The sequence below is a fragment of the Thioclava dalianensis genome (assembly GCF_000715505.1).
Taxonomy (GTDB): domain Bacteria; phylum Pseudomonadota; class Alphaproteobacteria; order Rhodobacterales; family Rhodobacteraceae; genus Thioclava; species Thioclava dalianensis.
Map to the genome: position 1 here is coordinate 91,406 of NZ_JHEH01000005.1, position 22,506 is coordinate 113,911.

The following is a 22,506-nucleotide window of genomic DNA, read 5'->3' on the forward strand; positions in this document are numbered from 1 at the left end:
TTTTCCACCGGATCGAGGCGCTCAGCCCACAGTGACACCGCCGCAGACAAACAGCGTCTGCCCGGTCACGAACCCCGCCTCAGGGGCGCAGAAAAACGACACCGCATTCGCGACATCCGCGCCTGTGCCCACGCGGCGCACCGGGATATTCCCGATGATCTCTTGCGTGGCGGGCGCCTCGGGCGGGTTGTTGCGCCAAAACGCCTCGGTGCCGATTGGACCGGGCGCCACGCAGTTGACCGTGATGCCCTCCGGCCCGAGTTCGAGCGCCCAAGTGCGCGCCATCGCCTGCGCCGCGCCCTTGGTGGCCGAATAGAGCGTGCGGCGCTCCTTGCCCCGGCTCACCCGGCTGGTATTCATCACGATCCGCCCGCCGCCTCGCGCCTTCATGCCGGGCAAGATCGCCTGCGCGCAGATCAGCGAGGCGCGCAGGTTGAGATGCATCATCGGATCGAAATCCTCCAATGCCACCTCTTCCAGCAAGGCCGGCGAGACGATCCCGACATTATTGACCAGACAGGTGATCTCTTCGTCGCGGGTCAGCTCTGCGCAGAGCGCCTTTGTCCGCGCGGCATCCGCCAGATCAATGACGCAGGAGCGATCTGCGATCTCTGGGTCGGCCGGATGCTGATCGAGCACGATGACGCGAAAGCCATCCGATTTCAGCCGCGCCGAAATCGCCGCGCCGATCCCGCCTGCTCCGCCGGTCACAAGTGCAGCGCGCCGACGGAACGGGCTCACTGATCGCCCTCACGCACGCTGGAAGGGTGACGGCAGAGCGGCATGATCTCCATCTCCATCCACGGATAAAGCGGCAGCCCCATCAGCACCTCGTGCAGATGCGCATGATCGCGGCAATCGAGGATCGAGATATTCTCGTAGAGCCCCGCAATCCGCCAGATATGCCGCCAGATCCCCTGTTTCTGAAGATCCTGCGAATAGGCCTTTTCGCGGGCCTTGATCTCGGCGGCGCGCTCGGGATCCATATCCGCGGGCAGGTTCACCTTCATTTTCACATGATATAGCATTCAGCCCTCCGTTAATGTGTTCTGGCCATTGAGATAGGCCTTGCGCCAGCGCGTAACGACAACGCGCTCAAACAGCGCACCCGTGTAGAACGGATCGGCCTCGATAAAGGCCTCCGCCTGCGCGCGGGTTTCGACATCGAGACAATAAAGCCCGCCGCTGGCCGCCGCGCCCGCATCGTCAAGCTTGGCCCCGCAGGCCAGCAGCCGGGCTTTGTGAGCCTCGAGATAGTCAAGATGCGCGGGCCGCAGACGCGCACGCAGCGCGCCGTGGCCCGGCTTGTCATAGGTCTCGATCATCCAGGGCATCAGGCCGCCACCATACCCCAGATCGCGACCGTCGCGAGAAACACGATGCCGAGATAGAGAGTGATCACAACCATATAGCCCATCAGATCCTTCAGCTTGAGGCCCGAAATCGCCATCGCGGGCAGCAACCAGAAGGGTTGCACCATATTGGTCCATTGATCCCCGATCTGCACCGCCAGCGCCGTCGCGGGCACCGAGGCGTGCAACTGGCGCGCGGCCTCCATCATCACCGGCCCTTGGATAACCCACTGCCCGCCGCCCGAGGGCACGAAGAGGTTGATCAGCCCCGCCGACAGGAACGAGAAGATCGGCAAGGTGCCTCCGCTCGAGATCGACACAAACCAATTGGCCAGCGTCACGATCAGCCCCGAGCCAGACAGGATCGCAAGGATACCCGCATAGAACGGATATTGGATGATGATCCCACTGACGACTTTGATGCCGTCTTGCAGCGCCGCCAGAAAGCGGTTCGGCGTGACAAACAGGGTGATGCCGAGAAACAGGAACAGCGTGTTGACGAAGTTCAGCGTCACGCTGCCGCCATTGACCAGATAAAGCACCACGTAAAGCAGCCCGAACAGCCCCATGCCGACGCCAAGGATGCGCGAATTGTTGAGCCGGTCTGCAAGCGTGGGCGCGGCGCTCTCGGTCGGGGTCAGCACCGTCTCCGGCTCCGGCTTGGCCTCGATCACATCTTCAGCCCGTTTCGGATGCAGCATCGCGTTGAAAAGCGGCAGCGTAACCAGCAAGATCAGGTTCATCGTGATCAGATAGGGCGAGAAGATCGTCTCGCTCAGCGGCACCAAACCGATCACGCTTTCCATGAAATGTCCGGGCGTGTTGATCAAGAGCGGCACCGATCCCGAAAGCCCCACGCCATAGACGGCAAAGCCCGAATAGGCCGCGGCGATGACCAGAGGGTAGTGCAGCCCCTTGACGCTCCGCCCGAGTTTCTGCGCGATCAAGGTGCCCAGAACCAGCCCGAAGCCCCAGTTCAGCCAACTCCCGACACCGCCGCATAGCGTGGCCACGATGATCGCGGCGCGCGGCGAATGGATGCCTCCAACCACCATATTCATCAGCCGGTCCACCAGCGGCGTGCGTGCCAGAATATAGCCCGCAAGCAAAATGATCGTCATCTGCATCGTGAAGGAGAGCAGGTTCCAGAACCCGTCTCCCCAATATTGCGTCACCTCCAGAAAGCCGCTGCCCTGGGCGAGCATCGCAAAGATCACCGTCAGCGCCGTGAGAAGAATCGCCACGACCAGCGGGTCGGGCATGTAGCGGCTCACGATCCGCGTAAAGAAATTGGCAAGCGCGTTCATTTGTCTCTCCCCTTTCGGACCCCTCCGCCCGATATTGATATGATTTACAAATCACCAGCATTAACTTATAACGTCAACATATATTTTTTGGAGGAGGCGTCGATGGAGACTGGGATCGTAATTGGCGCGGGCATCATGGGCACCGCACTGGCCCGGCATTTCCTGAAATGCGGCCATCGCATCGCGTTGATCGACCCGGACGAAGCGGCCCGTGCGGCAGCGGCGGCGCAGATCGGCCCCTCGGAGGAGTTCATCACCGCTCCGACGCCCGAGGCCCTGCCCGCCGCGTGGGGGCCGTGCCACTTCGTGATCGAGGCGGTTCCCGAGCGGCTCGAGCTCAAGCGGCAGGTTCTTGGGGCGCTGTCGCGGCAGTTCGGCCCGGATACGCTGATCGCATCGAACACATCAGGGCTGCGGGCCGCTGATCTCGCGCGGGATATGACCCATCCCGAGCGCTTTGCGATTGCGCATTTCTTCAACCCCGCCGATCTGATCCCGGCGGTCGAGCTGGTGCCCGCCCCGGCCACAAGCCCGCAGACCATGGATCTTTGGGAGGCGCTGCTCACCCGCTCGGGCAAGAAGGTCGCGCGGCTGCGCGCGGACCTGCCCGGATTCGTTGCAAACCGGCTGCAACATGCGATGGCGCGGGAGTGCTTTCACCTGCTCGAAGCCGGGGTGATCGATGCCGAAGGGCTCGACACGCTGACCCGCTATGCGCTTGGCGTGCGGCTGGCGCTGATCGGGCCGATCCTGCAGCGCGATCTCAACGGGATCGATACCCATCACGCCATCGCGCGCTATCTCTACCCCGACCTCGCGGCCAACACGACGCCCGCGCAGGTACTTGACGACAAATGTGCCGCGGGGATGCTGGGGCGCAAAACCGCACAGGGCTTCTACACATGGGACGCCAGACAGGAACGCCGCGCGCAACGGGTCGAAGCCCTGCTGCCTGCGGTGATCGCTCTGGCGCGCCAGATTGAGACAGAGGAGAATGACGATGCCGAGATGGGTGAACAGGCCAGAGGGCTCTAACTGGGGCGATTTTGGCGCCGACGATCAACTGGGCACGCTCAACCTGATCGGAGCCCCAGAGCGGCGCGCGGCGGCGCAGGAAATCCGCGACGGCGAGGCGTTTTGCCTCTCGCTGCCGCTTGATCTGCCCGGCGCCGTGACGCTCAATCCGCGCCGCAAGCCGCCGGTTCTTCAGCCAACCTTTCTGGAGGACACGCCCTATATCAATTACGCGCTTGCCAATGTGGACCCGATTCTGCGCGACGTGCTCAGCGACGATCAGGTGCTGCTCTCGACCCAATATTCGACCCAATGGGATTCGCTGGCCCATGTCGGCGCACTGTTCGATGCTGACGGCGATGGCACGCCCGAGCGCGTCTATTACAACGGTTATCGCGCCGGAGAGGATATTCTGGGCGCGGATGCCGAGGGCGATCACGGCTCTTACGCGCATCGCCTGTCGGTTTGCGAGATGGCCAAGACCCCGGTTCAGGGGCGCGGCGTGCTGATCGATTGCCTGCGCCATTTCGGGCCGGGCCGTACCCTTGTCGGGCATGAGGCGCTGCAAGACGTGATCGCCGCGCAAGGCATCACGCTGAAGCGCGGCGATATCGTGCTGCTGCGCACCGGCTATGCCGAGGCGCTCCGCGATATGCAGGACGCCCCCGATCCGGCGGCGCTTGATGCCACGGGCGCTGTGCTCGACGGAACGGATGAGGCGCTGAAAAACTGGCTGAGCACCAGCGGCATCGCGGCAATCGCATCGGACAATTACGCCGTGGAAAACCCGCATACCGACCCCTCTGCCTGCTGCCTCCGCCTGCCCCTGCATCACCACTGCTTGTTTAAGCTGGGCATGCCGCTGGCCGAGCTGTGGTATCTGCGCGAGCTGGCCGAAGCGCTCGAAGACCGCCAGCGCCACGCGGTCTTCCTGACCGCGCCGCCGCTCTATCTTCCCGGCGCAATCGGCTCGCCCGTGACCCCGGTCGCGACGATCTGAGCCCCGCGCAGGGCGCGGCAAGTGCAAAAAAGCACGTGTGGCGCAAGCGGAAGTTTCGCTTGCGCCACGCGCTCAATTGGGCAACACGTGGGGTGTCGCGCGCGACCGTTGTGTCCGGTCCGGCACAGCCGCAACCTAGGTGCGCCACGCCCTTCCCCAGCCTCTCCCAAAATTTCTGCCCGCGGCGGACAATCTACATATTGACAGCCGGGGGGCTAAAACATCAATATGCAGTTGCTTTGGGTCCTGCACCAACATGTGCAGGCTAGAGGGAAACCGGTGAAAAACCGGTACTGCCCCCGCAACTGTAAGCGGCAAGCCAAGCTCCGTTGCCACTGACGCATCCGCGTCGGGAAGGGGATCTTGGCGCTTGAGCCGCGAAGTCAGGAGACCTGCCTGAAGCGTGAGAAACGACGACCGCGGCGGAGGGCCCGGGCGCGTGGCAGAGCCGCCAAGGGTGCGCTCTTGCCCGCCCCTGTCCCCGCGCCAATGGCCATAGAAAAGGGACAGGACAGATGACCATCACCGTGTATTCCAAACCCGCCTGCGTGCAATGCACCGCCACCACCCGCGCGCTGGACGCCAAGGGGATCCATTACAACGTGATCGACCTGACCGAGGATGCGGGCGCGATGGAAATGGTTCAGGGACTTGGCTATCGTCAGGCACCCGTCGTGGTGGCAGGCGACGACCACTGGGCGGGCTTCCGGCCCGACATGATCGGTCGGCTGTCGTAAGCCGATGAGCGGGCTTGTCTATTTCTCCAGCGGTTCGGGCAATACCCAGCGCTTCGTGGAGAAGCTGGGCCTGCCCGCGACCCGGCTGCCGATCCGTGCCAGCGCAGCCCCGCTTACGCTTGAGGCGCCCTTCGTGCTGATCTGCCCGACCTATTCCGATGGCGAGGGGCGCGGCGCGGTCCCCAAACAGGTGATCGCGCTGCTCAATCGTCCCGAGGCCCGCAGCCTGCTGCGCGGCGTCATCGGCGCGGGCAACCGCAATTTCGGCGCGCAATTCGCCCTTGCGGGCAGCGTGATTGCCCGCAAATGCCGCGTCCCTCTGCTCTACAAATTCGAGCTGGCGGGCACTCAGACCGACATCATCCGCATCCGCGACGGGCTCGACTTGTTCTGGGGGCGCGCGAAAGCAACCGCCTGAGCCTCGCCCGAGCACGGCCCAGAGATCACTGAAACAGACCCGCGCCGCAAGCTTGAGCTTGTCATGCGCCCAGCCGAGGAGTTGTGGGACGATGCTTGACGCCCGCCAGACCAACGAACTTGACTACCACGCGCTCAACGCGATGCTGAATCTGTACGATGCGCAGGGCAACATCCAGCTGGACGCCGACCGGATGGCCGCGCGGCAGTATTTCTTGCAGCATGTGAACCAGAACACGGTGTTTTTCCACTCGCTCGATGAAAAGCTCGGCTATCTCGTGGAGAAGGGCTATTACGAGGGCGCGGTGCTCGATCAATATGATCGCGGCTTCCTGCACCGGATCTGGGAGGCCGCGTTTGCGCGCAAGTTCCGGTTCCCGACCTTCCTCGGTGCGTTCAAATACTACACCTCTTACACGCTCAAAACTTGGGACGGGCAGCGCTATCTTGAGCGCTATGAGGACCGGGTCGTCATGGTCGCGCTGGCCCTTGCGCGCGGCGATGAGGCGCTCGCAATGCAGATCATGGACGAGGTTCTCTCGGGCCGCTTCCAGCCTGCCACCCCCACCTTCCTCAATGCGGGCAAGAAGGCGCGCGGCGAGTTTGTGTCCTGCTTCTTGCTGCGGCTGGAAGACAACATGGAATCCATCGGGCGCGGCATCAACTCGGCACTGCAACTCTCCAAGCGCGGCGGCGGCGTGGCCCTGATGCTGAGCAATATCCGTGAGCACGGCGCCCCGATCAAAGGCATCGAGAACCAATCCTCGGGCGTGATCCCGGTGATGAAACTGCTGGAGGACAGCTTCAGCTACGCCAATCAGCTTGGCGCGCGTCAAGGCGCAGGTGCGGTCTATCTGCACGCCCATCACCCCGACATCCTGCGCTTCCTCGACACCAAGCGCGAGAATGCCGACGAAAAGATCCGCATCAAGACCCTGAGCCTTGGCGTGGTGATCCCCGACATCACCTTCGAGCTGGCCAAGAAAAACGCCGAGATGTATCTCTTCTCGCCCCATGACGTGGAGCGCGTCTATGGCTGCGCCTTCTCCGAGATTTCGATCACCGAGAAATATCACGAGATGGTCGCCGATCAGCGCATCCGCAAACGCAAGATCAAGGCGCGCGACTTCTTCCAGACGCTGGCCGAGATTCAGTTCGAAAGCGGCTATCCCTACATCATGTTCGAAGACACGGTGAACCGCGCCAACCCCATCGCGGGGCGCATCACCATGTCCAACCTGTGCTCGGAAATCCTGCAAGTGGCCGAGCCGTCGCGCTTCAATGACGATCTGAGCTATGCGCAGATGGGCACGGATATCTCGTGCAATCTCGGCTCGCTCAACATCGCGCGCACGATGGATGGCGGCGATCTGGGCGCGACCGTGGGGGCCGCGATCCGCGCGCTCTCGGCGGTGTCGGAGATGAGCGCGATCGACTCCGTCCCCTCGATCCGCAAGGGCAATGACGAGAGCCATGCGATCGGGCTGGGCCAGATGAACCTGCACGGCTTTCTCGCCCGCGAGCGCATCCATTATGCCAGCCCCGAGGGGGTCGATTTCACGAGCGCCTATTTCGCAGCCATCGCCTATCACGCGCTGCGGGCCTCCAATGAGCTGGCGCGCATCCATGGCCAAAGCTTCAAGGGGTTCGAGACCTCGAAATACGCCGATGGCAGCTTTTTCGACAAATATACAGAGCGCGACTGGCTGCCCGAAACCGAGACCGTCACGGCCCTCTTCGAGCGTTTCGGGATCACCCTGCCGACCCGCGCCGATTGGGCTGATCTGCGCGAGGCGGTGATGCAGGGCGGGCTTTATAACCGCAACCTGCAGGCCGTGCCGCCGACCGGCTCGATCAGCTACATCAACAACTCGACCTCTTCGATCCACCCGATCACCGCCAAGATCGAGATCCGCAAGGAAGGCAAGATCGGCCGCGTCTACTACCCCGCGCCCTACATGAGCAATGACAATCTGGACTATTACCGCGATGCCTATGAGATCGGCCCCGAGGCGATCATCGACATCTATGCGGCGGCCTCCGAGCATGTCGATCAGGGTCTGTCGCTGACGCTGTTCTTCCCCGCAGAGGCCACCACCCGCGACATCAACCGCGCCCAGATCTACGCCTGGAAGCGGGGCATCAAGACCATCTATTACATCCGCCTGCGCCAGTCCGCCCTTGAGGGGACCGAGGTCGAGGGCTGTGTTTCGTGCACGCTGTGAGGACCGATATGAAAGATCTCAACGCCCCCCGCCCCGGATTGCGCGCCGTGCCACGTGCGGTGAACTGGAACCGTCTTGAGGACGACAAGGATCTCGAGGTCTGGAACCGTCTGACCTCGAATTTCTGGCTGCCCGAGAAGGTGCCGCTGTCCAACGATATTCAAAGCTGGTCGCAACTCACCCAGCAAGAGCAGACGCTCACGATCCGGGTGTTCACCGGGCTCACGCTTCTGGACACGATCCAGAACGCAGTGGGCGCGCCCACTCTGATGGCCGATGCTGTGACCCCGCATGAAGAGGCGGTGCTGAGCAACGTGGCCTTTATGGAAGCCGTGCATGCGCGCAGCTATTCGTCGGTTTTCTCGACGCTTTGCAACACTGCCGATGTCGATGAGGCCTTCCGCTGGTCCAGCGAGAACGAGCATCTTCAGGCCAAGGCGCGGCTGATCCTTGATGAGTATGACGCGACGGGCTCGCCTTTGCGCAAAAAGGTCGCGAGCGTCTTTCTGGAGAGCTTCCTGTTCTATTCGGGCTTCTATCTGCCGATGCACTGGTCGAGCCGCGCGCGCCTGACCAACACCGCCGATCTGATCCGTCTGATCATTCGCGACGAGGCAATCCACGGCTATTACATCGGCTACAAGTTCCAGCGCGCGCTGGCCGGTCTGAGCGAGGCCGAGCGCACAGAGATCAAAGATTTCGCCTTTGCGCTGCTCTTCGATCTCTATGAGGTCGAGAGCCGCTATACCGAGCAGCTCTATGATCCGCTGGGTCTGACCGAGGATGTGAAGCATTTCCTGCATTACAATGCCAATAAGGCGCTGCAAAACCTCGGATATGAGGCGCTGTTCCCCGATGACGCGGTGCAGGTGAACCCTGCGATCATGGCCGCCCTCTCGCCCGGCTCGGATGAGAACCACGATTTCTTCTCGGGTTCCGGGTCGAGCTATGTGATCGGCAAGGCCGTGGCCACCGAGGATTCCGACTGGGATTTCTAAGCCCGCGGGGCGCTTATGCGCCCGTGCCCGGGTCATGGCGCGCGCGTTCCATCTCGTCGCGCGCGCTTTGGATCACCGCCTGCATCGCGGCACGGGCCGCCTCGGGCGAGCCCTGTTCGATGGCACGCACGATGGCGCGGTGCTTCTCGACGACCTCCGCGAAATCGGCAGGGCCTCGTTGTGGGGCGCCGCTATCCGTCTCGCTGGCCAGCAGCGAATAGAGCGCCGCCTGAACCAGATCGCCCAGCGATTGCAGGAACCGGTTGCCCGAGAGATGTAGCACCAGCTTGTGAAACTCCAGATCGGCAATCGCAAAAGCATCGCGGCGATTGGCATTGGCAAGTGCGGTGCATTTCGCCGCCAGCAGCGCGTGATCTTCGGGCTGCGCGCGGCTGGCGACCTGCGCGGCAGCAGCCGGCTCCACGATCAGGCGCACCTCGTATAGCTCTGCCAGAAACTGCTCGGGGCGGCGCTGCATCGTGTGCCAGCGCAGCAGATCGGGGTCGAACATGTTCCAGTCCGACGCCGGGCAGACCCGCGTGCCGACCTTCGCCTTCGAGACCAGCAGCCCCTTGGCAATCAGCGTCTTCTTCGCCTCGCGAATGACCGTGCGCGAGACCCCGAACATCTCTTCGAGATCGGGGTCCAACGGGATCATCGTGCGTTCGGGATATTCTCCGGCCACGATGGCAAGGCCAAGACGGTCGACGACATAGGCAGTGTTGTTGAAGGCACGATCCGTGAACCCGCCGCCTGCCGACAGGTTCATGATCGCGCGGCGGATACGTTCGCCCGCGGAATGCGTGCCGTCGTTGCCCAAGCCAACCCCTTCTGCAACATAATAAAGGTAAACAACAAACCGCCAATCACGATCTTCGTCCACCAGCTCGATAATGTCCCATCGAAAACGATGTAGGTCTGTATCAGCCCCATAATCATGATGCCAAAGAAGGTGCCAGCCACAAAACCACTACCGCCCGAGAGCAATGTGCCCCCGATCACCACTGCGGCAATTGCGTCCAGCTCGGTGCCGACGGTCGCCAGCGAATATCCCGCCGAGGTATAAAGCGAGTAAACGATCCCCGCCAGCCCGGCCAATCCGCCCGAGACCGCATAGATCGAGATCGTCGTGCGCGCACAGGGCACCCCCATGAGCTGCGCGGTCTGGGCCGAGCCGCCGAGTGCATAGACATTGCGGCCAAAGCGGGTGCGGTGCAGCGCGATCGCTGCAGCCACGAAGCTCAGCACCATCAACAGCCCGGTGATCCGGAAGCGCCCGCCCCCCGGGGCTTTCCAGTAAAGCGATTGCAGCCAACCATAGAATTCGTGCGTGATCGGCACCGATTCCGTCGAGAGCACATAGGCCAGCCCGCGCATCAAAAACATCCCCGCAAGCGTGACGATGAAGGGCGGCATCTCAAGATAGTAGATGATCGCCCCCATCGCCGCGCCGAAGACCGTGGTGATGACCAAAACAATGGCGAAAGCGGCCAGCGGATGGATCGAGGTATCGCGCAAGATCACCGCCAGAAAGACGCCGGTGAAGGCGATCACCGAGCCCACCGACAGATCGATGCCGCCCGAGAGGATCACAAAGGTCATGCCGACCGCCGTGATCCCCAGAAAAGCATTGTCGGTCAGCAGATTTGCCACCACACGCGACGAGAGCATATTGGGAAACTGGAAGATACAGGCCGCATAGGCCACGAAAAACGTGACGATCGTGATGTAAAGCGGCAGGCGCGTCGAATGTCTCATGGATGGTCCTCCCCGACCGCGCCTTTGGCCGCCACTGCGCGCCGCGCCAAGACCGGACCCGATGAGGCCCGCAGCAAATAGATGGAATGTTTCACCCGTGGCGACTGAATCACCAGGATTGCGATGATGATGATCGCCTTGATCACGAGGTTGAACTCGACCGGCATGCCCGAAAGCAGAATGGCCGAATTGACCGACTGGATGATCAGCGCCCCGAGCAGCGAGGCAGTGATGGAAAAGCGCCCGCCCAGCAGCGAGTTGCCCCCGATCACCACGGCAAGGATCGCGTCCAGCTCCATCCAGAGCCCCGCATTATTGGCATCCGCCCCGCGAATATCTCCCGTGACGACGATCCCCGCCAGCGCAGCGCAAAGACCGGTGACAAGATACACCGCGATCAGCAAAACCTTGGCATTGATCCCGGCGAGCCGCGCGGATCTTTCATTGATGCCCGTGGCCTCGATCAGCAGGCCAAGCGCCGTGCGCCGCACGACGAGCCCCACGACGACCGCAAGCGTGACCCAGATCCAGATCGGGGTCGGCACGCTCAGGATCGTGCCGCCGCCCAGACGGATCAGCCCCGGATCGTTGAAGGTCAGGATTGCGCCCTTGGTCAGCAGCTGCGCAATCCCCCGCCCTGCGACCATCAAGACCAGCGTGGCAACAATCGGCTGGATGCGCAGCACCGCAACTAGAAAGCCATTCCAGATCCCGCACAGCGCCCCTGCCCCAAGCGCGGCCAGCAGCGCCATGATCCACGATCCGCCCTCGGTCACGACCGAGGCGGCCACGGCCCCGGTAATTGCCATCACCGCGCCCACCGACAGATCGATGCCGCGCGTGGCAATCACCAGCGTCATGCCCACCGACAAAAGCGCCACCGGAGCGCCTCGGTTCAGCACGTCGATGATATTTCCAAACAGACGCCCGTTATGCATCTCCAGATGAAAGAAGCCCGGGAACATCGCGAAATTCAGCCCCAGCACCAGCGCCAAAATGACGAGCTGCGGCAAGATACGGCGGATGGTTGCACGGATCATGCGACGGCCTCCTCTTCGGCGGCAATGGCGCGGATGATGGATGTGGGCGAGATCGCCTCACCGCGCAGCTCGCCGACCTGACGCCGGTCGCGCATCACGACGATGCGGCTGGAATAGGCCACCAGCTCCTCCATCTCGGACGACGCCACCAGCAGCGCCATCCCCTGCGCCCGCAACCGCTCGATCAATGCGATGATCTCGGCATGCGCGCCCACATCGATGCCCCGCGTAGGCTCGTCGAGGATCAGGAAATCTGGCTCCGTGGCAAGCCAGCGCGCCAGCAGCGCCTTTTGTTGATTGCCCCCCGACAAAAGCCGGATCGGCGTGTCGAGATTGGCCAGCCGGATATCGAGCGCCTTGACATAGCCCTGCGCAATTTCCTCGATCCGGGCGCGGGGCAGCGGTCGGAACCAGCCCTGCCGCGCCTGCAAGGACAAGATGATATTCTCGCGCACCGACAGATCGCCCACGATTCCTTCGGTCTTGCGATCCTCCGGGCAGAGCGCAAAGCGATGCCGGATGGCCGCGCGGGGATTGGGGATCTGCAATGGCGCGCCGCGCAGCTCGGCTGTGCCCCGATCGGCGGCCTGAGCGCCAAAGATCGCGTTGCAGGTCTCGCTGCGTCCCGAGCCCAGAAGCCCGGCCAGCCCCACCACCTCGCCTTCATGAATGTCCAGATTGAAGGGCTCGATTGCGCCACGGCGGGCAAAGCCGCGCAAGGACAGCAACAGCTTGCCGGGCGGACCGGCATCGTGATGCTTGGTCGCCGCCTCAAGCTGACGGCCCAACATCATCGTCACAATTTCGGTCTGGCTGACGCTCTCAAGTCGCCGGGTCCCCACGACACAGCCATTGCGCAGGATCGTCGCGCGGTCACACAGCTCAAGCACCTGATCGAGGAAATGGGTGATGAACACCACGGCAAGCCCGCGCGCCTTGAGGCGGCGGATCACCGAAAACATCAGCTGCACCTCATCGCGATCAAGGCTCGCGGTCGGCTCGTCAAGGATCAGAACCTTGCCCGACAGCTCGACCGCGCGGGCGATGGCCACGATCTGCTGGATCGCGATGGAATAGCTCGACAGCAGGCGCGCCGGATCAAGATCGAGCCCGTATTCGGCCAGCACCGCGCGTGCATCGCGCACCATCCGGCGGTGGTCAATCATCCCAAAGCGGCGCGGCTGGCGACCCAGATACAGGTTTTCAGCGACGCTCAGATTGGGCAAAAGGTTGACCTCTTGATAGACCGTGCCGATCCCGGCTGCCTGACTGGAGAGCGGATCGCGCGGATCTATCGGCTTCCCGTCGAGCAAGATCGTGCCGCCGTCGCGCGAATAGGCCCCTGTGAGACATTTGATCAAGGTGGATTTGCCCGCGCCGTTCTCACCCAGAAGCGCGTGGACCTCGCCGGGATAGAGGGCAAGCTCGACATCATCGAGCGCGATCACCCCGGGAAAGAATTTGGAGATGCCCGTCGCATGCAGGACGGGCGGCGTATCAACAGCCATTGCGGCCCCTTTCAGCAAGAATGTCCTCGGACAAGCCAACCCCGAAATCACCGGGCGCGCGAGAGATCACGCACCCGGCGAGGGAGGATCAGTATCCAAGATCCTTCTTGCGCTCATAGGCCGCCATATTGTCGGAATCCTGCGTGTAGAGCGTGGACTTGGTCTGGATCCATTTCGGAGGCATCGTACCATCCTTCCAATACGCCTCAAGCGCAGTGAAGGCGGGCCCGGCCATGTCCGGCGTCAGCTCGACCGTCGCATTGGACTGCCCATGCGCAATCGCGAGGTGCATATCGGGCACGGAGTCGACTGACACGATCTTGATATCCTCACCCGGCTTGAGCCCGGCTTCCTTGATCGCCTGAATCGCGCCAAGCGCCATGTCGTCGTTATGGGCGTAGAGCGCGCAGATATCCTTGCCGCCATTCTCAGCCTTGAGGAAGCTCTCCATCACGATCTTGCCCTGCGAGCGCGTGAAATCGCCGGTCTGGCTGCGGATGATCTTGATATTGGGTGCATCCGCAATCGCGTCGGCAAAGCCCTTCTTGCGGTCGATGGTCACCGACGCGCCGGTCGTGCCTTGCAGCTCGACCACGTTGCACGGCTTGCCGTCCTCGGCCTTCTTGAGCCAGTCGCCCGCGACCTCGCCCTCATGCACGGTATCCGAGGTAACCGCCGTCAGATAGAGATCGTCGGGCGCATCGACCTTACGATCCATCAGCACGACCGGAATATCGGCATCCTTCGCCTCGCCCAGAACCTCGTCCCAGCCGGTCGCGACCACGGGGGCCAGCAAGATCGCATCGACGCCCTGCGCGATGAAGCCACGGATCGCCTTGATCTGGTTTTCCTGCTTTTGCTGGGCATCCGCGAATTTCAGCGTGATCCCGCGCTCTTTCGCGTCGGCCTTGGTCACCGAGGTCTCCGCCGCGCGCCAACCGGATTCCGATCCGATCTGCGAAAATCCGACCGTTTCATTCGCGGCAAAAGCGCTCGCAGGCATCAAGACAGCCGCGCTCAACAAAAGTGATTTCAGAATGTTCATGTGTTCCTCCCTTTGAATGGTCCTCCAACCGAGAGCTATTAAGTATTACTTTATTATTCTTGTAAACAGTTCTGATTGCTGGCGATCACAAGATTCCGCAAGACAATGATATTAAATGGTTATTTTACCCACGGAATCGGCAGTTACGGGCTCGCCGCCCCGGAAGCCACCCACGTCCTTCGTCTTTTTGAATCAAAACCAGCCCGCAGAGTCGCGCCCTGCACCAGACGGACGAGCCGCTGCAAACTTGGCCCCTAGACGAAATTTCCCCGCGCCCTGTCCGAGGGAGCGGGGAAGATCTGGATCTCAAACAACCGCGCGTCCAAGCCGCGCGCGCGTCACTTCGGCAAGGCGCCGCAGAACCCGCCAGAGGCCGCACTGCCCGACCCCAGCGCAAAGACCGCCGGGGCTTGATAAGGGTTGGGCGGCGCAACCACGAGATCAAAGACGACCAGCGCGGCAATCGAGACAATCGCAACAGTTGCGGTGAAAGCGCGGGTCATGTGCGCGCCTCCAGCCCCAGAATCGGGCGCAGGCGAATGCCGACGAAAGCCCCAGCGAAGGCCGCGACAAACCATGCCCAGCCATGCAGGCTGCCCGTGGAGATGCCCGAAAAGAACGCGCCCACATTGCAGCCAAACGCCAGCCGCGAGGAATAGCCCAGCAGGAAGCCGGTGATGATCGTGGCGACCCACGCCCGTGCACGGTAGTTCGGCAGCTTTGCGTCAAGCCCACCCCGGCGCCACGCCGCGACCCCGAAAGCGCCTGCGATCAGGCCGATATCGGAGAGCGAGGTGTAATCCGTCAACAGGCTCGCATGCAGGCGTGCGACAGAACCGGGCGCGCTCCAGAAAGCCGATCCCGAAAGATCGACGCCGAAGACATTCACCACCTTGGCCGCCCAAAGGCCCAGCCCATAGACCACGCCCCAAGGCTGGCCCGCAACGGCGAGATACAAGATCGCAAGCCCCGCCAGGATCACCGCGGCCAGCGCATGGCGACGGCTGAGCCAGACGGTGCCCGGAGCGGCACGCCACAGCGTGACCCCTGCAACCAAAGCCAGCAGAACGAGCGTGATCACAAGCCCCGTCACGCCGCGAAACTGCAAGATCGGCAGCGCGCCGAGATTGGTCCACCAGATCAGACCATAGGCGCCCGCAAAGCTGCCAATGGCGAAAAACGGCAGCGCCACAAGCGCCACCGGATTGCCACTGCCCGCGTTGACCAGCGTCCCCGAGCCACAGCCCAGCAGGATCTGCATGCAGGCGCCAAAGACGAAGGCTCCGCCGACCATCGCAAAGCCGATTGGAGCCTCTGCCCCGACCAGCTCACCCGCATGCGAGGTCAGAAGCGGGATCGCCACAATGGCCACAAGCGCAATCGAGAGAAGCTGCGCGACCAGTCCCGAGGGCTCACGGCGCAGGATCATCGCCCGCCACGGCCCGGCAAAGCCAAAGCGCATGCCCTCAAGCAAGACGCCCAGCCCAAGCCCGACCGCCAGCAAAAGGCCGTAGCGCGCGCCCACGAACAGCGCGACCAGTCCGATCATCACGAGGCCCGCTAGGATCAGCACGCCCCGGCGGAACCCGACCGAGGCCGGGCGCTCCGCCGGAACGTCAGAGACAGCCGCCTGCGTCATCCCTTATCGCTCCGGAACTGGTTGAGCAGGTTGTCGATCAGGCCGGGCGTGTGCTCCATCTTGCCGTCGCCATGCGAATATTCGACGACCGAACCGGGATAGAGTTTGACGTTTTCGATCCCGGCCAGCTCGCTCAGCGCGAACCAGTCGGTCGCAGCCCAATGCCCGGTATTGCAGAAGGAAATCACCTCTTGGCCATCCGAGATGCCGAGCGCCGATTTCAGCGCGCGTGCATCTGTCACGTTCGAGATCGCAGTCGCGCCGGATTGGAAGAACTTGGTGTAGGGATAGTTTTCGGCCCCCGGCAACGTGCCCGGACGAGAGGCTGCGGGATGTGCCTTCTTGCCCTCGAAGAACGCGGGCGGACGGGCATCCAGAAGCACGGCTTTTTGCTTGCCATCAACGACATTGGAGACGTCCGGCGTATCTGCCGTCCAGGCGTTGTTCCAGGTGATCGACAGCTCGGTCGGCACCGGTTTGACCGCATCGGTCGAGACCTGCTGACCGGCATTGACCCAAGCCTGCTCGCCGCCATTGAGCACGGAAAGCAACGTGAAGCCGCTGCTTTTGAGCGTCCAATAGACGCGGGCCGCGGCGCCGAAATCGGTGTCCGTATCGCCTTGCGAGACGATCACGACGGGCTTTTGCGGATCAAGGCCGAGCTTTTCATAGGTCGCTTCAAGCTGCTCCACGGGCAAAAGCTCGCCCGGATTGTCGGCCGGGCCGCGAAAGAGCCCGTAAGGGGCATGCACTGCGCCCGCAATATGGCCCTGCGCATAGGCATCAGAGCGGATATCGAGCACAACAGGCGCGCCCGACGGCGCTGCCAGCGCGGTCTGGAGCTCTTGCGGCGTGACGAGCGGGCCCAGATCGGCCGCCCAACTGGCGGTGGCGGAAACAGCGACGAGCGTCGCTGCGAGCGAAAGCGCTAAGCGTTTCATGTCAGGATCTCCCGATGGGGTGTGTTCACCCCTCATTTCGGCCGCGATCACGCGACTGTCAAGCTTCGCGGCGCACTACGTGAGACCCGCTTGCGAAAGACGACCCATAGGCGGGGGGCTCTTGCGAAACATTCGGCATCAGGGCGACGCCTTGCGGATTGCCATTCCACGCATCGCGGAGTGCATCGAACAAGATTTTTTAGCCCAGCCCTGCGGCCCGAGCGGGGCAAACGCGCCCTGCACGCCTCAGATCAGACCAGCACGACGCGCGGTACCGGCTGGCCGCTTACCCCTGCATCGGCGGTATAGACCAGACCCTCCCCAGCCACAGGTGCCTCGATCCCCTCGCGCGCCGTGGTGACGAAGAGATCGCGCATCTGCGGCCCGCCAAATGCCGGACAGGAACTGTGCTGACCGCCCACGGAGATCGCCCGATCAAATGTGCCGTCTGGCAGGTAGCGCGCGACACGCGCCGCCCCCCATTGCGCGTTCCAAACCCCACCGTCGCTGTCGCAGATCGCCCCGTCCGGGTTCAGGCCTTCGGGTTCAAGATCGACGAACAGCTCGGGCGCCCCCTCGGGCCAGCCGTCGGCATCCAGCGCAACCGTCTGAATGCGCCCGCTCGGCGTATCGGCGAAATAGGCGCGCCGCCCATCGGGCGAGAAACAGATCGCGTTGGGGATCGTAATCTTGGGAAAGAGCGGCTCCACCGATCCTTTGTAATAGCGATAGATCGTGCCCGCACCCGGCTCTGCGCCCTTGCCCATCGTCGAGACCCACATGCCGCCCATCGGATCGGCGCGACCGTCATTGCAGCGCGTCTCGGAACGCTCCGCCTCGACTTTGGCCACCGGCTCATGCGTGCCAGAGGCAATGTCGAACCGGCGCAGCCCCGTCTCGGTCGAGATCAGCAGCGTGTCGCGATCGACCCAGCCCGCAGCCGAGGCCATCTCGCCCAGTTGCCACTCCAGCGGGCCGCTCGCGTCGCGGCTCAGCAACCGGCCCGCGAGAATGTCGAACCAGAACAGCTGTGCGCGTTCGGGATGCCACATCACACCTTCCCCAAGGAAGCAGGCGCGGTCGTCGTAAACAGTCGTCCCAGTCATGCGCAGACCTCATCGAAGCGAGCGACGAGGGCACGGGCTTTGGCCGCCACGGTTGCCGCATCATCGCCGGGTTTGTAGATTGACGAGCCGATGCCGTAGCCTGCCGCCCCTGCCTTGTGCCACGCGGGCATATTTTCCACCGACACGCCGCCCACGGCAAACATCGGCATCTCGCTCGGGATCACCGCGCGCATCGCCTTGAGACCAGCAGGCCCGACCAGCTCACCGGGAAACAGCTTAAGCCCGTCCGCCCCCGCCGCGATCGCAGCAAAAGCCTCGCTGGGCGTCATCACCCCGGGGAAGCTCTGCAAGCCCGCCGCTTTGCTCGCCTTGATGACATCCGTGTCGCAATTGGGCGACACGATGAGCTGCGCGCCCGTTGCAGCCACAGCACTCACCTGCTCGGGGGTCAAAACGGTGCCCGCGCCGATCAGGGCCTGCGCGCCAAACTTGGCAACCATGGCCGCGATGCTCTCAAGCGGGTCGGGCGAATTCAGCGGCACTTCGATCCGCGTCACGCCCTCGGCGAGCAGGGCCTCGGTGATGGGCAAAGCCTCATGCGGGGAAATCCCGCGCAGAATGGCGATCAGGGGACGGCTCATGAAAAGGCTCCTAGGCTTTGGCGGGCCATGTTCAGCCCGGCGAGAGTAACGGGATCGATGGCATGGGTCTCGGCCTGCAGGCCCTGCCCGGCCAGCGCACGCGCGTAAAGCGGGCTCAGCGTGGCACTGCCAATCAGCGCGACCCGCGCACCGGTCCAGAAGCTCCGCGTCGCGGCAAGCTCCCAGCCGATCAGCAGGCCAGACAGGCGCGAAGCGGCCTCGCGCGGCGACAGATCGTGCAGCAAGCCACCTGCGCGCAGAGCAAACAGAGCTCCATAGGCGCCCGCCGGATCGTCCAGCGCCTCGGCGACGGCCGCGTCAAAGGCATCCATGTCATCGGCCTGCGCCGAAAGCGTGTGGCGCAGCACCGATTGATTGCTAAGCAGATCGAAGATCTCCCCCGTCATGCAGCTCCGAAAGCCCGTGATCTGCCCCTGCGCCACGCCAACCCATTTGGTATGCGTCCCCGGCAGACAGACGACGCCTGCAAAATCCGGCTCAAACGCCAGAAGGCCCGCAATCTGGGTCTCTTCGCCGCGCATCACGTCGGGCGGACTGTCTTGCCGGATGCCGCAGGCGATATAAACGGCGCGCGCGGCATGATCGGGCACGCGCACGAGCTGCGGCTTGGCTGCACAAGGTGCGGCGACATAGGGCGCCTCGGCCCAGCCCTGCCGCGAGCCCACCATGCCACAAGCCATGACCGGCGCCGGGCCCCAGCCCGCGATGGTCTCTTCGAGCACCGCGCCAAACTCCTCGGGACGCACCACCCCCATGCCCTTTCGGACGCTGCGATGATCGAGCACATCCGTGCCGCGCATCGCCCAGACCCGCAGATAGGTCGTCCCCCAATCGGCGGCGATCCAGTCCGGCTGTTGGGCTGGTTCGGTCATAAACGTTCTCCTTCAATGACCCACATGGTCTGCGGATAGCCGCAAGTCAGCAAAAGCCCCTGCCCCATCAAGGCCTGACCGCTCAACTCGAGATCTCCGCTCTTGAGCGCAGGCGCCCCGCGCGACAGGCCCACGACATCGTCGCGGTTGCGCAGGCTGACCCGGTAGCGCGCCTTCGGGTCGAGACCGGTCAGCCGCAGCGGGCGCGGCAAGACCTGCGCCGAGCTTTGCGCCTGTCCTGAAAACAGCACGAAGCGGTGACCATCCTCGGCCAGTTGCATCTCGGCGATCACCGCCGGATCGGCGCTTTCGAGCCGCAAGATATCGGCCCGTGCGCGCCAGCAGCGATTGTCTTTCCACCACTGCGTGACCTCGCGCAAGACCTGCGCCTCCTCGTCGGTCAGTTCGCGGGGATCCATCTCGAACCCCATATGCCGCTGCGCCGCGACCCAGGCGCGCATCCGTATGTCGATCACCCGTCCCGACGTGTGGCAGGTGCGCGGACCGACATGGCTGCCGGTCACATCGAGCGGCAAGAACAGTGCCGCGTCATGCTGGATGCGCAGCCGCTCGATGGCATCGTTGCTGTCAGACAGCCAGACCCGGGAGCTGCGCCCCAGAATGCCGAAGTCGATCCGCCCGCCGCCCGAGGAACAGCTCTCGAACTCGACCATCGGATGAGCCGCGCGCAAACGGTCAAGAAGCGCATAAAGCCCGCGCGCCTGATCGGCGTCAGGATAGGGCAGCACCCGGTTGTGATCCCATTTCACGTAGCTGATCGCATGGGCCGAGAGAATGGCATCAATCGCGCCGAACAGATAGTCACGCACATCGGCGCGCGCGACGTCCAGCACGCGCTGCTGGCGTCCCTCGATCTGATCATCGGGGCCCAAAATCCACTCGGGATGGGCGCGCGCCAGATCGCTGTCGCAATTGACCATCTCGGGCTCGAACCAAATGCCAAAGCCCATGCCGAGCCCGCGCACATGCTCCACCAGCGGCCCCAGACCCTCGGGATATTTACGCGGATCGACCTGCCAATCCCCCAAGCTCGATCTGTCGTCATCGCGCCGACCGAACCAGCCATCATCCAACACGAAGCGTTCGGCCCCAAGCGCCGCCGCGCGCGCCGCAATGTCCTTGAGCTCAGCCAGATCGTGGCGGAAATAGATCGCCTCCCAGCAATTGTAATGCACCGGGCGCGGCTGCGCGCCTTCGGGGAAGGTGACGATCTGATCGCGCAGATGGCGCTGGAAAGCCACCGCGCAGCCATTCGAGCCTGCGCTGGAATAGGCGGCGTAAAGGGGTGCGCTTTCAAAGCGGGTGCCGGGGCGCAGCTCTGTGCCGCTCGCATGGCCAAACTGGACCTGCCTGCGCCCGTCGGGCAATTCCTCGGCCACCATCCGATGCCCGCCGGACCAGCCGTAATGCAGCGCCCAAGTCTCGCCTTGGGTTTTTCCAGCGCCGCGCGCGGGCAGAATAAGTCCCGGGAAATGCGCGTGATCTGTGCGCCCCGTGGGATTGTCGCGCACCCGCTGCCCGGGGATCCAAGGCGTGCGGTTGATCTGAAACTCAGCGCACCACCGCCCCGAAATCTCCTGCATCTCATCGCAAAGCTGCGGCGCGGGAAAGACCGGCGCGGCCAGCCAGTTCAGAGCGACCGGCTGGTCTGCCTCAAGCGCGGAATGCGCGGTGATCAGCCCGGTGGTCGCCTCAATCGCGAACCGCGCCTCGTAGCGCAGACCTAGGCTTGCATCGTGAAATGACAGGATAAGCGTGCCTGCCTCCTCGCGCTCTGCCTCAAAGCGGAAAGCGGGCCGCAGAACCGTACCGCCTCTGCCGCGTAGGCTCAGCCCCGCCGCGCCTGGGAAGCTGCGCGAGATCTCGGGGCAGATCGAGATCTCGGGCGCCTCATCAAGCATGCCCCCCGTCGCATCGGGCCGCGCCGCCGCGACAAGCTGCGCGAGATCCTCGCCCTCAGGCAGTGCAGCCCCCCAATAGACCACCTGCGCCAGACGGTCCTCATGGCTTGCGAGCACGAGGCTCACCGAAGGGCCGTTCAAGTGCCATATTCTGTTCATTTGACCGCCCCGAGCGTGAGCCCTGCAATAAAGTGACGTTGCATCAGGAAGAACATCGCGACAGGCGGAAGCGCGGCCAAGATCGACCCTGCCGACACCAGTTGCCACGCCGCGACCCACTGGCCATTCAGCGATTGCAGACCGGCGGTGATCGGCTGGGTATCAGAGCCCGTGGTAAGCACGGTTGCCCAGAAATAGTCATTCCAGATGAAGGTGAAGACCAGCACCGAAAGCGCCGCAATCGCGGGCCGCACCAGCGGCATCACGATATGCCAGAAGATCTGCCATTCACCCACACCCTCGACACGGGCCGCCTCGATCAGCTCTTTGGGCAGCGCCTTGATGAAATTGCGCATGAACAGGGTGCAAAACCCGGTCTGAAACGCGACGTGGAACAGCGCCAGACCGGTGACTGTATCATACAGCCCCATCTTCACCGTCAGATCGCGCACCGGCACCATCAGGATCTGGAACGGCACGAAATTGCCCGCGACGAAAATGAAGAAGATGATCAGATTGCCGCGGAACTTGTAGATCGCAAGCGCATAGCCCGTCAGGCACGACAGCGCCACAGCGCCGATCACGGTCGGAATCGTGACCCGGAACGAGTTGAGCATGTAGCTGGCAAAAGGCGAGTTGTGGAAAATCTCGAGGTAATTGCCGAAGGCCAGCCGCGAGGGCACGCCGAAGTAATTGCCCTGCGCGAGATCGCTTGCGGGCCGCAGCGAGGTCACCGCCACACCCAGAAGCGGCAGCAGCCACAAGATCAACATCACCGGCAGCGCAACCTGATAGGTGACGCGTGCCGCCGGGCTCATGGTTTGGATTGGACGTGGAAACATC

Annotated in this window: 23 protein-coding genes and 1 riboswitch; of the genes, 6 read left to right on the plus strand and 17 right to left on the minus strand. The window is 63.3% G+C overall.

Features of this window, described 5'->3' with window-relative positions; all coding sequences use genetic code 11:
* Positions 1–21: 21 nt before the first annotated feature.
* Genes DL1_RS05885 through DL1_RS05900 form a run of 4 tightly spaced genes read right to left on the minus strand, consistent with a single transcriptional unit; the run spans position 22 to position 2,659 of the window.
* Entirely contained in the window at positions 22–741 is a 720-nt protein-coding gene (locus DL1_RS05885; protein ID WP_038063782.1) for an SDR family oxidoreductase, read from the minus strand.
* Positions 738–1,028 carry a muconolactone Delta-isomerase gene (gene catC / locus DL1_RS05890; RefSeq protein WP_038063783.1) on the minus strand — a complete coding sequence of 97 codons (291 nt, stop codon included), beginning with the start codon at positions 1,026–1,028 and terminating at the stop codon, positions 738–740. Before catC ends, DL1_RS05885 begins: the two co-directional genes overlap by 4 nt.
* Positions 1,029–1,334 carry a YciI family protein gene (locus tag DL1_RS05895; protein WP_038063784.1) on the minus strand — a complete coding sequence of 102 codons (306 nt, stop codon included), beginning with the start codon at positions 1,332–1,334 and terminating at the stop codon, positions 1,029–1,031. It lies immediately after the preceding gene.
* Complete coding sequence (locus DL1_RS05900; RefSeq protein WP_038063786.1) at positions 1,334–2,659, minus strand: short-chain fatty acid transporter; 1,326 nt, start codon at positions 2,657–2,659, stop codon at positions 1,334–1,336. The genes DL1_RS05895 and DL1_RS05900 overlap by 1 nt, the downstream gene beginning before the upstream one ends.
* Positions 2,660–2,761: 102 nt before the next feature.
* On the opposite strand from DL1_RS05900, the gene DL1_RS05905 reads away from it, so the two are divergent.
* The 6 genes from DL1_RS05905 to nrdF all read left to right on the plus strand — a co-directional run bounded on the left by DL1_RS05905 (position 2,762) and on the right by nrdF (position 9,050).
* Positions 2,762–3,694: a 3-hydroxyacyl-CoA dehydrogenase NAD-binding domain-containing protein gene (locus DL1_RS05905; protein ID WP_051693361.1), complete on the plus strand. Its 933-nt coding sequence runs from the start codon at positions 2,762–2,764 to the stop codon at positions 3,692–3,694.
* Positions 3,660–4,673, plus strand: coding sequence for a cyclase family protein (locus DL1_RS05910; RefSeq protein ID WP_038063788.1), 1,014 nt, complete (start codon positions 3,660–3,662; stop codon positions 4,671–4,673). The genes DL1_RS05905 and DL1_RS05910 overlap by 35 nt, the downstream gene beginning before the upstream one ends.
* A 224-nt stretch (positions 4,674–4,897) precedes the next feature.
* Positions 4,898–5,087, plus strand: a riboswitch (cobalamin riboswitch).
* Positions 5,088–5,188: 101 nt separating this feature from the next.
* Complete coding sequence (gene nrdH / locus DL1_RS05915; RefSeq protein ID WP_038063789.1) at positions 5,189–5,410, plus strand: glutaredoxin-like protein NrdH; 222 nt, start codon at positions 5,189–5,191, stop codon at positions 5,408–5,410.
* A 4-nt stretch (positions 5,411–5,414) separates the two neighbouring features.
* Positions 5,415–5,828 (plus strand): class Ib ribonucleoside-diphosphate reductase assembly flavoprotein NrdI, encoded by a 414-nt coding sequence (gene nrdI, locus DL1_RS05920; protein WP_038063790.1) that lies wholly within the window; start codon positions 5,415–5,417, stop codon positions 5,826–5,828.
* A 91-nt stretch (positions 5,829–5,919) separates the two neighbouring features.
* Complete coding sequence (gene nrdE, locus DL1_RS05925; RefSeq protein ID WP_038063792.1) at positions 5,920–8,052, plus strand: class 1b ribonucleoside-diphosphate reductase subunit alpha; 2,133 nt, start codon at positions 5,920–5,922, stop codon at positions 8,050–8,052.
* A gap of 8 nt (positions 8,053–8,060) precedes the next feature.
* On the plus strand, positions 8,061–9,050 hold the full coding sequence (gene nrdF / locus DL1_RS05930; RefSeq protein ID WP_038063793.1) for a class 1b ribonucleoside-diphosphate reductase subunit beta: 990 nt from the start codon (positions 8,061–8,063) through the stop codon (positions 9,048–9,050).
* Positions 9,051–9,063: 13 nt separating this feature from the next.
* Here nrdF and DL1_RS05935 read toward each other — a convergent pair whose 3' ends face one another.
* The 13 genes from DL1_RS05935 to DL1_RS05990 form a co-directional block, all read right to left on the minus strand.
* Positions 9,064–9,870: a FadR/GntR family transcriptional regulator gene (locus tag DL1_RS05935; RefSeq protein ID WP_248642586.1), complete on the minus strand. Its 807-nt coding sequence runs from the start codon at positions 9,868–9,870 to the stop codon at positions 9,064–9,066.
* Positions 9,816–10,808, minus strand: a complete 993-nt coding sequence (yjfF, locus tag DL1_RS05940; protein ID WP_038063796.1) for a galactofuranose ABC transporter, permease protein YjfF — start codon at positions 10,806–10,808, stop codon at positions 9,816–9,818. Before yjfF ends, DL1_RS05935 begins: the two co-directional genes overlap by 55 nt.
* The gene (locus tag DL1_RS05945) at positions 10,805–11,848 is read right to left on the minus strand and encodes an ABC transporter permease (protein ID WP_038063798.1); all 1,044 of its coding nucleotides are present in this window, start codon (positions 11,846–11,848) and stop codon (positions 10,805–10,807) included. Before DL1_RS05945 ends, yjfF begins: the two co-directional genes overlap by 4 nt.
* Positions 11,845–13,356 carry a sugar ABC transporter ATP-binding protein gene (locus DL1_RS05950; RefSeq protein ID WP_038063800.1) on the minus strand — a complete coding sequence of 504 codons (1,512 nt, stop codon included), beginning with the start codon at positions 13,354–13,356 and terminating at the stop codon, positions 11,845–11,847. The genes DL1_RS05945 and DL1_RS05950 overlap by 4 nt, the downstream gene beginning before the upstream one ends.
* A gap of 88 nt (positions 13,357–13,444) precedes the next feature.
* Positions 13,445–14,401 (minus strand): galactofuranose ABC transporter, galactofuranose-binding protein YtfQ, encoded by a 957-nt coding sequence (gene ytfQ, locus DL1_RS05955; RefSeq protein WP_038063802.1) that lies wholly within the window; start codon positions 14,399–14,401, stop codon positions 13,445–13,447.
* A gap of 338 nt (positions 14,402–14,739) precedes the next feature.
* On the minus strand, positions 14,740–14,904 hold the full coding sequence (locus DL1_RS21875) for a hypothetical protein (RefSeq protein ID WP_169740907.1): 165 nt from the start codon (positions 14,902–14,904) through the stop codon (positions 14,740–14,742).
* On the minus strand, positions 14,901–16,040 hold the full coding sequence (locus tag DL1_RS05960; RefSeq protein ID WP_038063804.1) for a YeeE/YedE family protein: 1,140 nt from the start codon (positions 16,038–16,040) through the stop codon (positions 14,901–14,903). Before DL1_RS05960 ends, DL1_RS21875 begins: the two co-directional genes overlap by 4 nt.
* Entirely contained in the window at positions 16,037–16,981 is a 945-nt protein-coding gene (locus DL1_RS05965; protein WP_038063808.1) for a sulfurtransferase, read from the minus strand. Before DL1_RS05965 ends, DL1_RS05960 begins: the two co-directional genes overlap by 4 nt.
* 251 nt (positions 16,982–17,232) lie before the next feature.
* Positions 17,233–18,087, minus strand: a complete 855-nt coding sequence (locus tag DL1_RS05970) for an SMP-30/gluconolactonase/LRE family protein (RefSeq protein ID WP_038063810.1) — start codon at positions 18,085–18,087, stop codon at positions 17,233–17,235.
* Positions 18,084–18,689 carry a 2-dehydro-3-deoxy-6-phosphogalactonate aldolase gene (locus tag DL1_RS05975; RefSeq protein ID WP_038063812.1) on the minus strand — a complete coding sequence of 202 codons (606 nt, stop codon included), beginning with the start codon at positions 18,687–18,689 and terminating at the stop codon, positions 18,084–18,086. Before DL1_RS05975 ends, DL1_RS05970 begins: the two co-directional genes overlap by 4 nt.
* Positions 18,686–19,582 (minus strand): 2-dehydro-3-deoxygalactonokinase, encoded by an 897-nt coding sequence (locus DL1_RS05980; RefSeq protein WP_038063813.1) that lies wholly within the window; start codon positions 19,580–19,582, stop codon positions 18,686–18,688. Before DL1_RS05980 ends, DL1_RS05975 begins: the two co-directional genes overlap by 4 nt.
* The gene (locus DL1_RS05985; RefSeq protein ID WP_038063814.1) at positions 19,579–21,663 is read right to left on the minus strand and encodes an alpha-galactosidase; all 2,085 of its coding nucleotides are present in this window, start codon (positions 21,661–21,663) and stop codon (positions 19,579–19,581) included. Before DL1_RS05985 ends, DL1_RS05980 begins: the two co-directional genes overlap by 4 nt.
* Positions 21,660–22,505 (minus strand): carbohydrate ABC transporter permease, encoded by an 846-nt coding sequence (locus DL1_RS05990; RefSeq protein ID WP_038063815.1) that lies wholly within the window; start codon positions 22,503–22,505, stop codon positions 21,660–21,662. Before DL1_RS05990 ends, DL1_RS05985 begins: the two co-directional genes overlap by 4 nt.
* Position 22,506 lies beyond the last annotated feature (1 nt).

Excerpts from the sequence above, each read along its gene's own strand:
- catC (WP_038063783.1), bottom strand. The coding sequence starts at position 1,028 with ATGCTATATCATGTGAAAATGAAGGTGAACCTGCCCGCGGATATGGAT.
- DL1_RS05895 (WP_038063784.1), bottom strand. The coding sequence starts at position 1,334 with ATGCCCTGGATGATCGAGACCTATGACAAGCCGGGCCACGGCGCGCTG.
- DL1_RS05900 (WP_038063786.1), bottom strand. The coding sequence starts at position 2,659 with ATGAACGCGCTTGCCAATTTCTTTACGCGGATCGTGAGCCGCTACATG.
- DL1_RS05905 (WP_051693361.1), top strand. The coding sequence starts at position 2,762 with ATGGAGACTGGGATCGTAATTGGCGCGGGCATCATGGGCACCGCACTG.
- DL1_RS05910 (WP_038063788.1), top strand. The coding sequence starts at position 3,660 with ATGCCGAGATGGGTGAACAGGCCAGAGGGCTCTAACTGGGGCGATTTT.
- nrdH (WP_038063789.1), top strand. The coding sequence starts at position 5,189 with ATGACCATCACCGTGTATTCCAAACCCGCCTGCGTGCAATGCACCGCC.
- nrdI (WP_038063790.1), top strand. The coding sequence starts at position 5,415 with ATGAGCGGGCTTGTCTATTTCTCCAGCGGTTCGGGCAATACCCAGCGC.
- nrdE (WP_038063792.1), top strand. The coding sequence starts at position 5,920 with ATGCTTGACGCCCGCCAGACCAACGAACTTGACTACCACGCGCTCAAC.
- nrdF (WP_038063793.1), top strand. The coding sequence starts at position 8,061 with ATGAAAGATCTCAACGCCCCCCGCCCCGGATTGCGCGCCGTGCCACGT.
- yjfF (WP_038063796.1), bottom strand. The coding sequence starts at position 10,808 with ATGAGACATTCGACGCGCCTGCCGCTTTACATCACGATCGTCACGTTT.
- DL1_RS05945 (WP_038063798.1), bottom strand. The coding sequence starts at position 11,848 with ATGATCCGTGCAACCATCCGCCGTATCTTGCCGCAGCTCGTCATTTTG.
- DL1_RS05950 (WP_038063800.1), bottom strand. The coding sequence starts at position 13,356 with ATGGCTGTTGATACGCCGCCCGTCCTGCATGCGACGGGCATCTCCAAA.
- ytfQ (WP_038063802.1), bottom strand. The coding sequence starts at position 14,401 with ATGAACATTCTGAAATCACTTTTGTTGAGCGCGGCTGTCTTGATGCCT.
- DL1_RS21875 (WP_169740907.1), bottom strand. The coding sequence starts at position 14,904 with ATGACCCGCGCTTTCACCGCAACTGTTGCGATTGTCTCGATTGCCGCG.
- DL1_RS05960 (WP_038063804.1), bottom strand. The coding sequence starts at position 16,040 with ATGACGCAGGCGGCTGTCTCTGACGTTCCGGCGGAGCGCCCGGCCTCG.
- DL1_RS05965 (WP_038063808.1), bottom strand. The coding sequence starts at position 16,981 with ATGAAACGCTTAGCGCTTTCGCTCGCAGCGACGCTCGTCGCTGTTTCC.
- DL1_RS05970 (WP_038063810.1), bottom strand. The coding sequence starts at position 18,087 with ATGACTGGGACGACTGTTTACGACGACCGCGCCTGCTTCCTTGGGGAA.
- DL1_RS05975 (WP_038063812.1), bottom strand. The coding sequence starts at position 18,689 with ATGAGCCGTCCCCTGATCGCCATTCTGCGCGGGATTTCCCCGCATGAG.
- DL1_RS05980 (WP_038063813.1), bottom strand. The coding sequence starts at position 19,582 with ATGACCGAACCAGCCCAACAGCCGGACTGGATCGCCGCCGATTGGGGG.
- DL1_RS05985 (WP_038063814.1), bottom strand. The coding sequence starts at position 21,663 with ATGAACAGAATATGGCACTTGAACGGCCCTTCGGTGAGCCTCGTGCTC.
- DL1_RS05990 (WP_038063815.1), bottom strand. The coding sequence starts at position 22,505 with ATGTTTCCACGTCCAATCCAAACCATGAGCCCGGCGGCACGCGTCACC.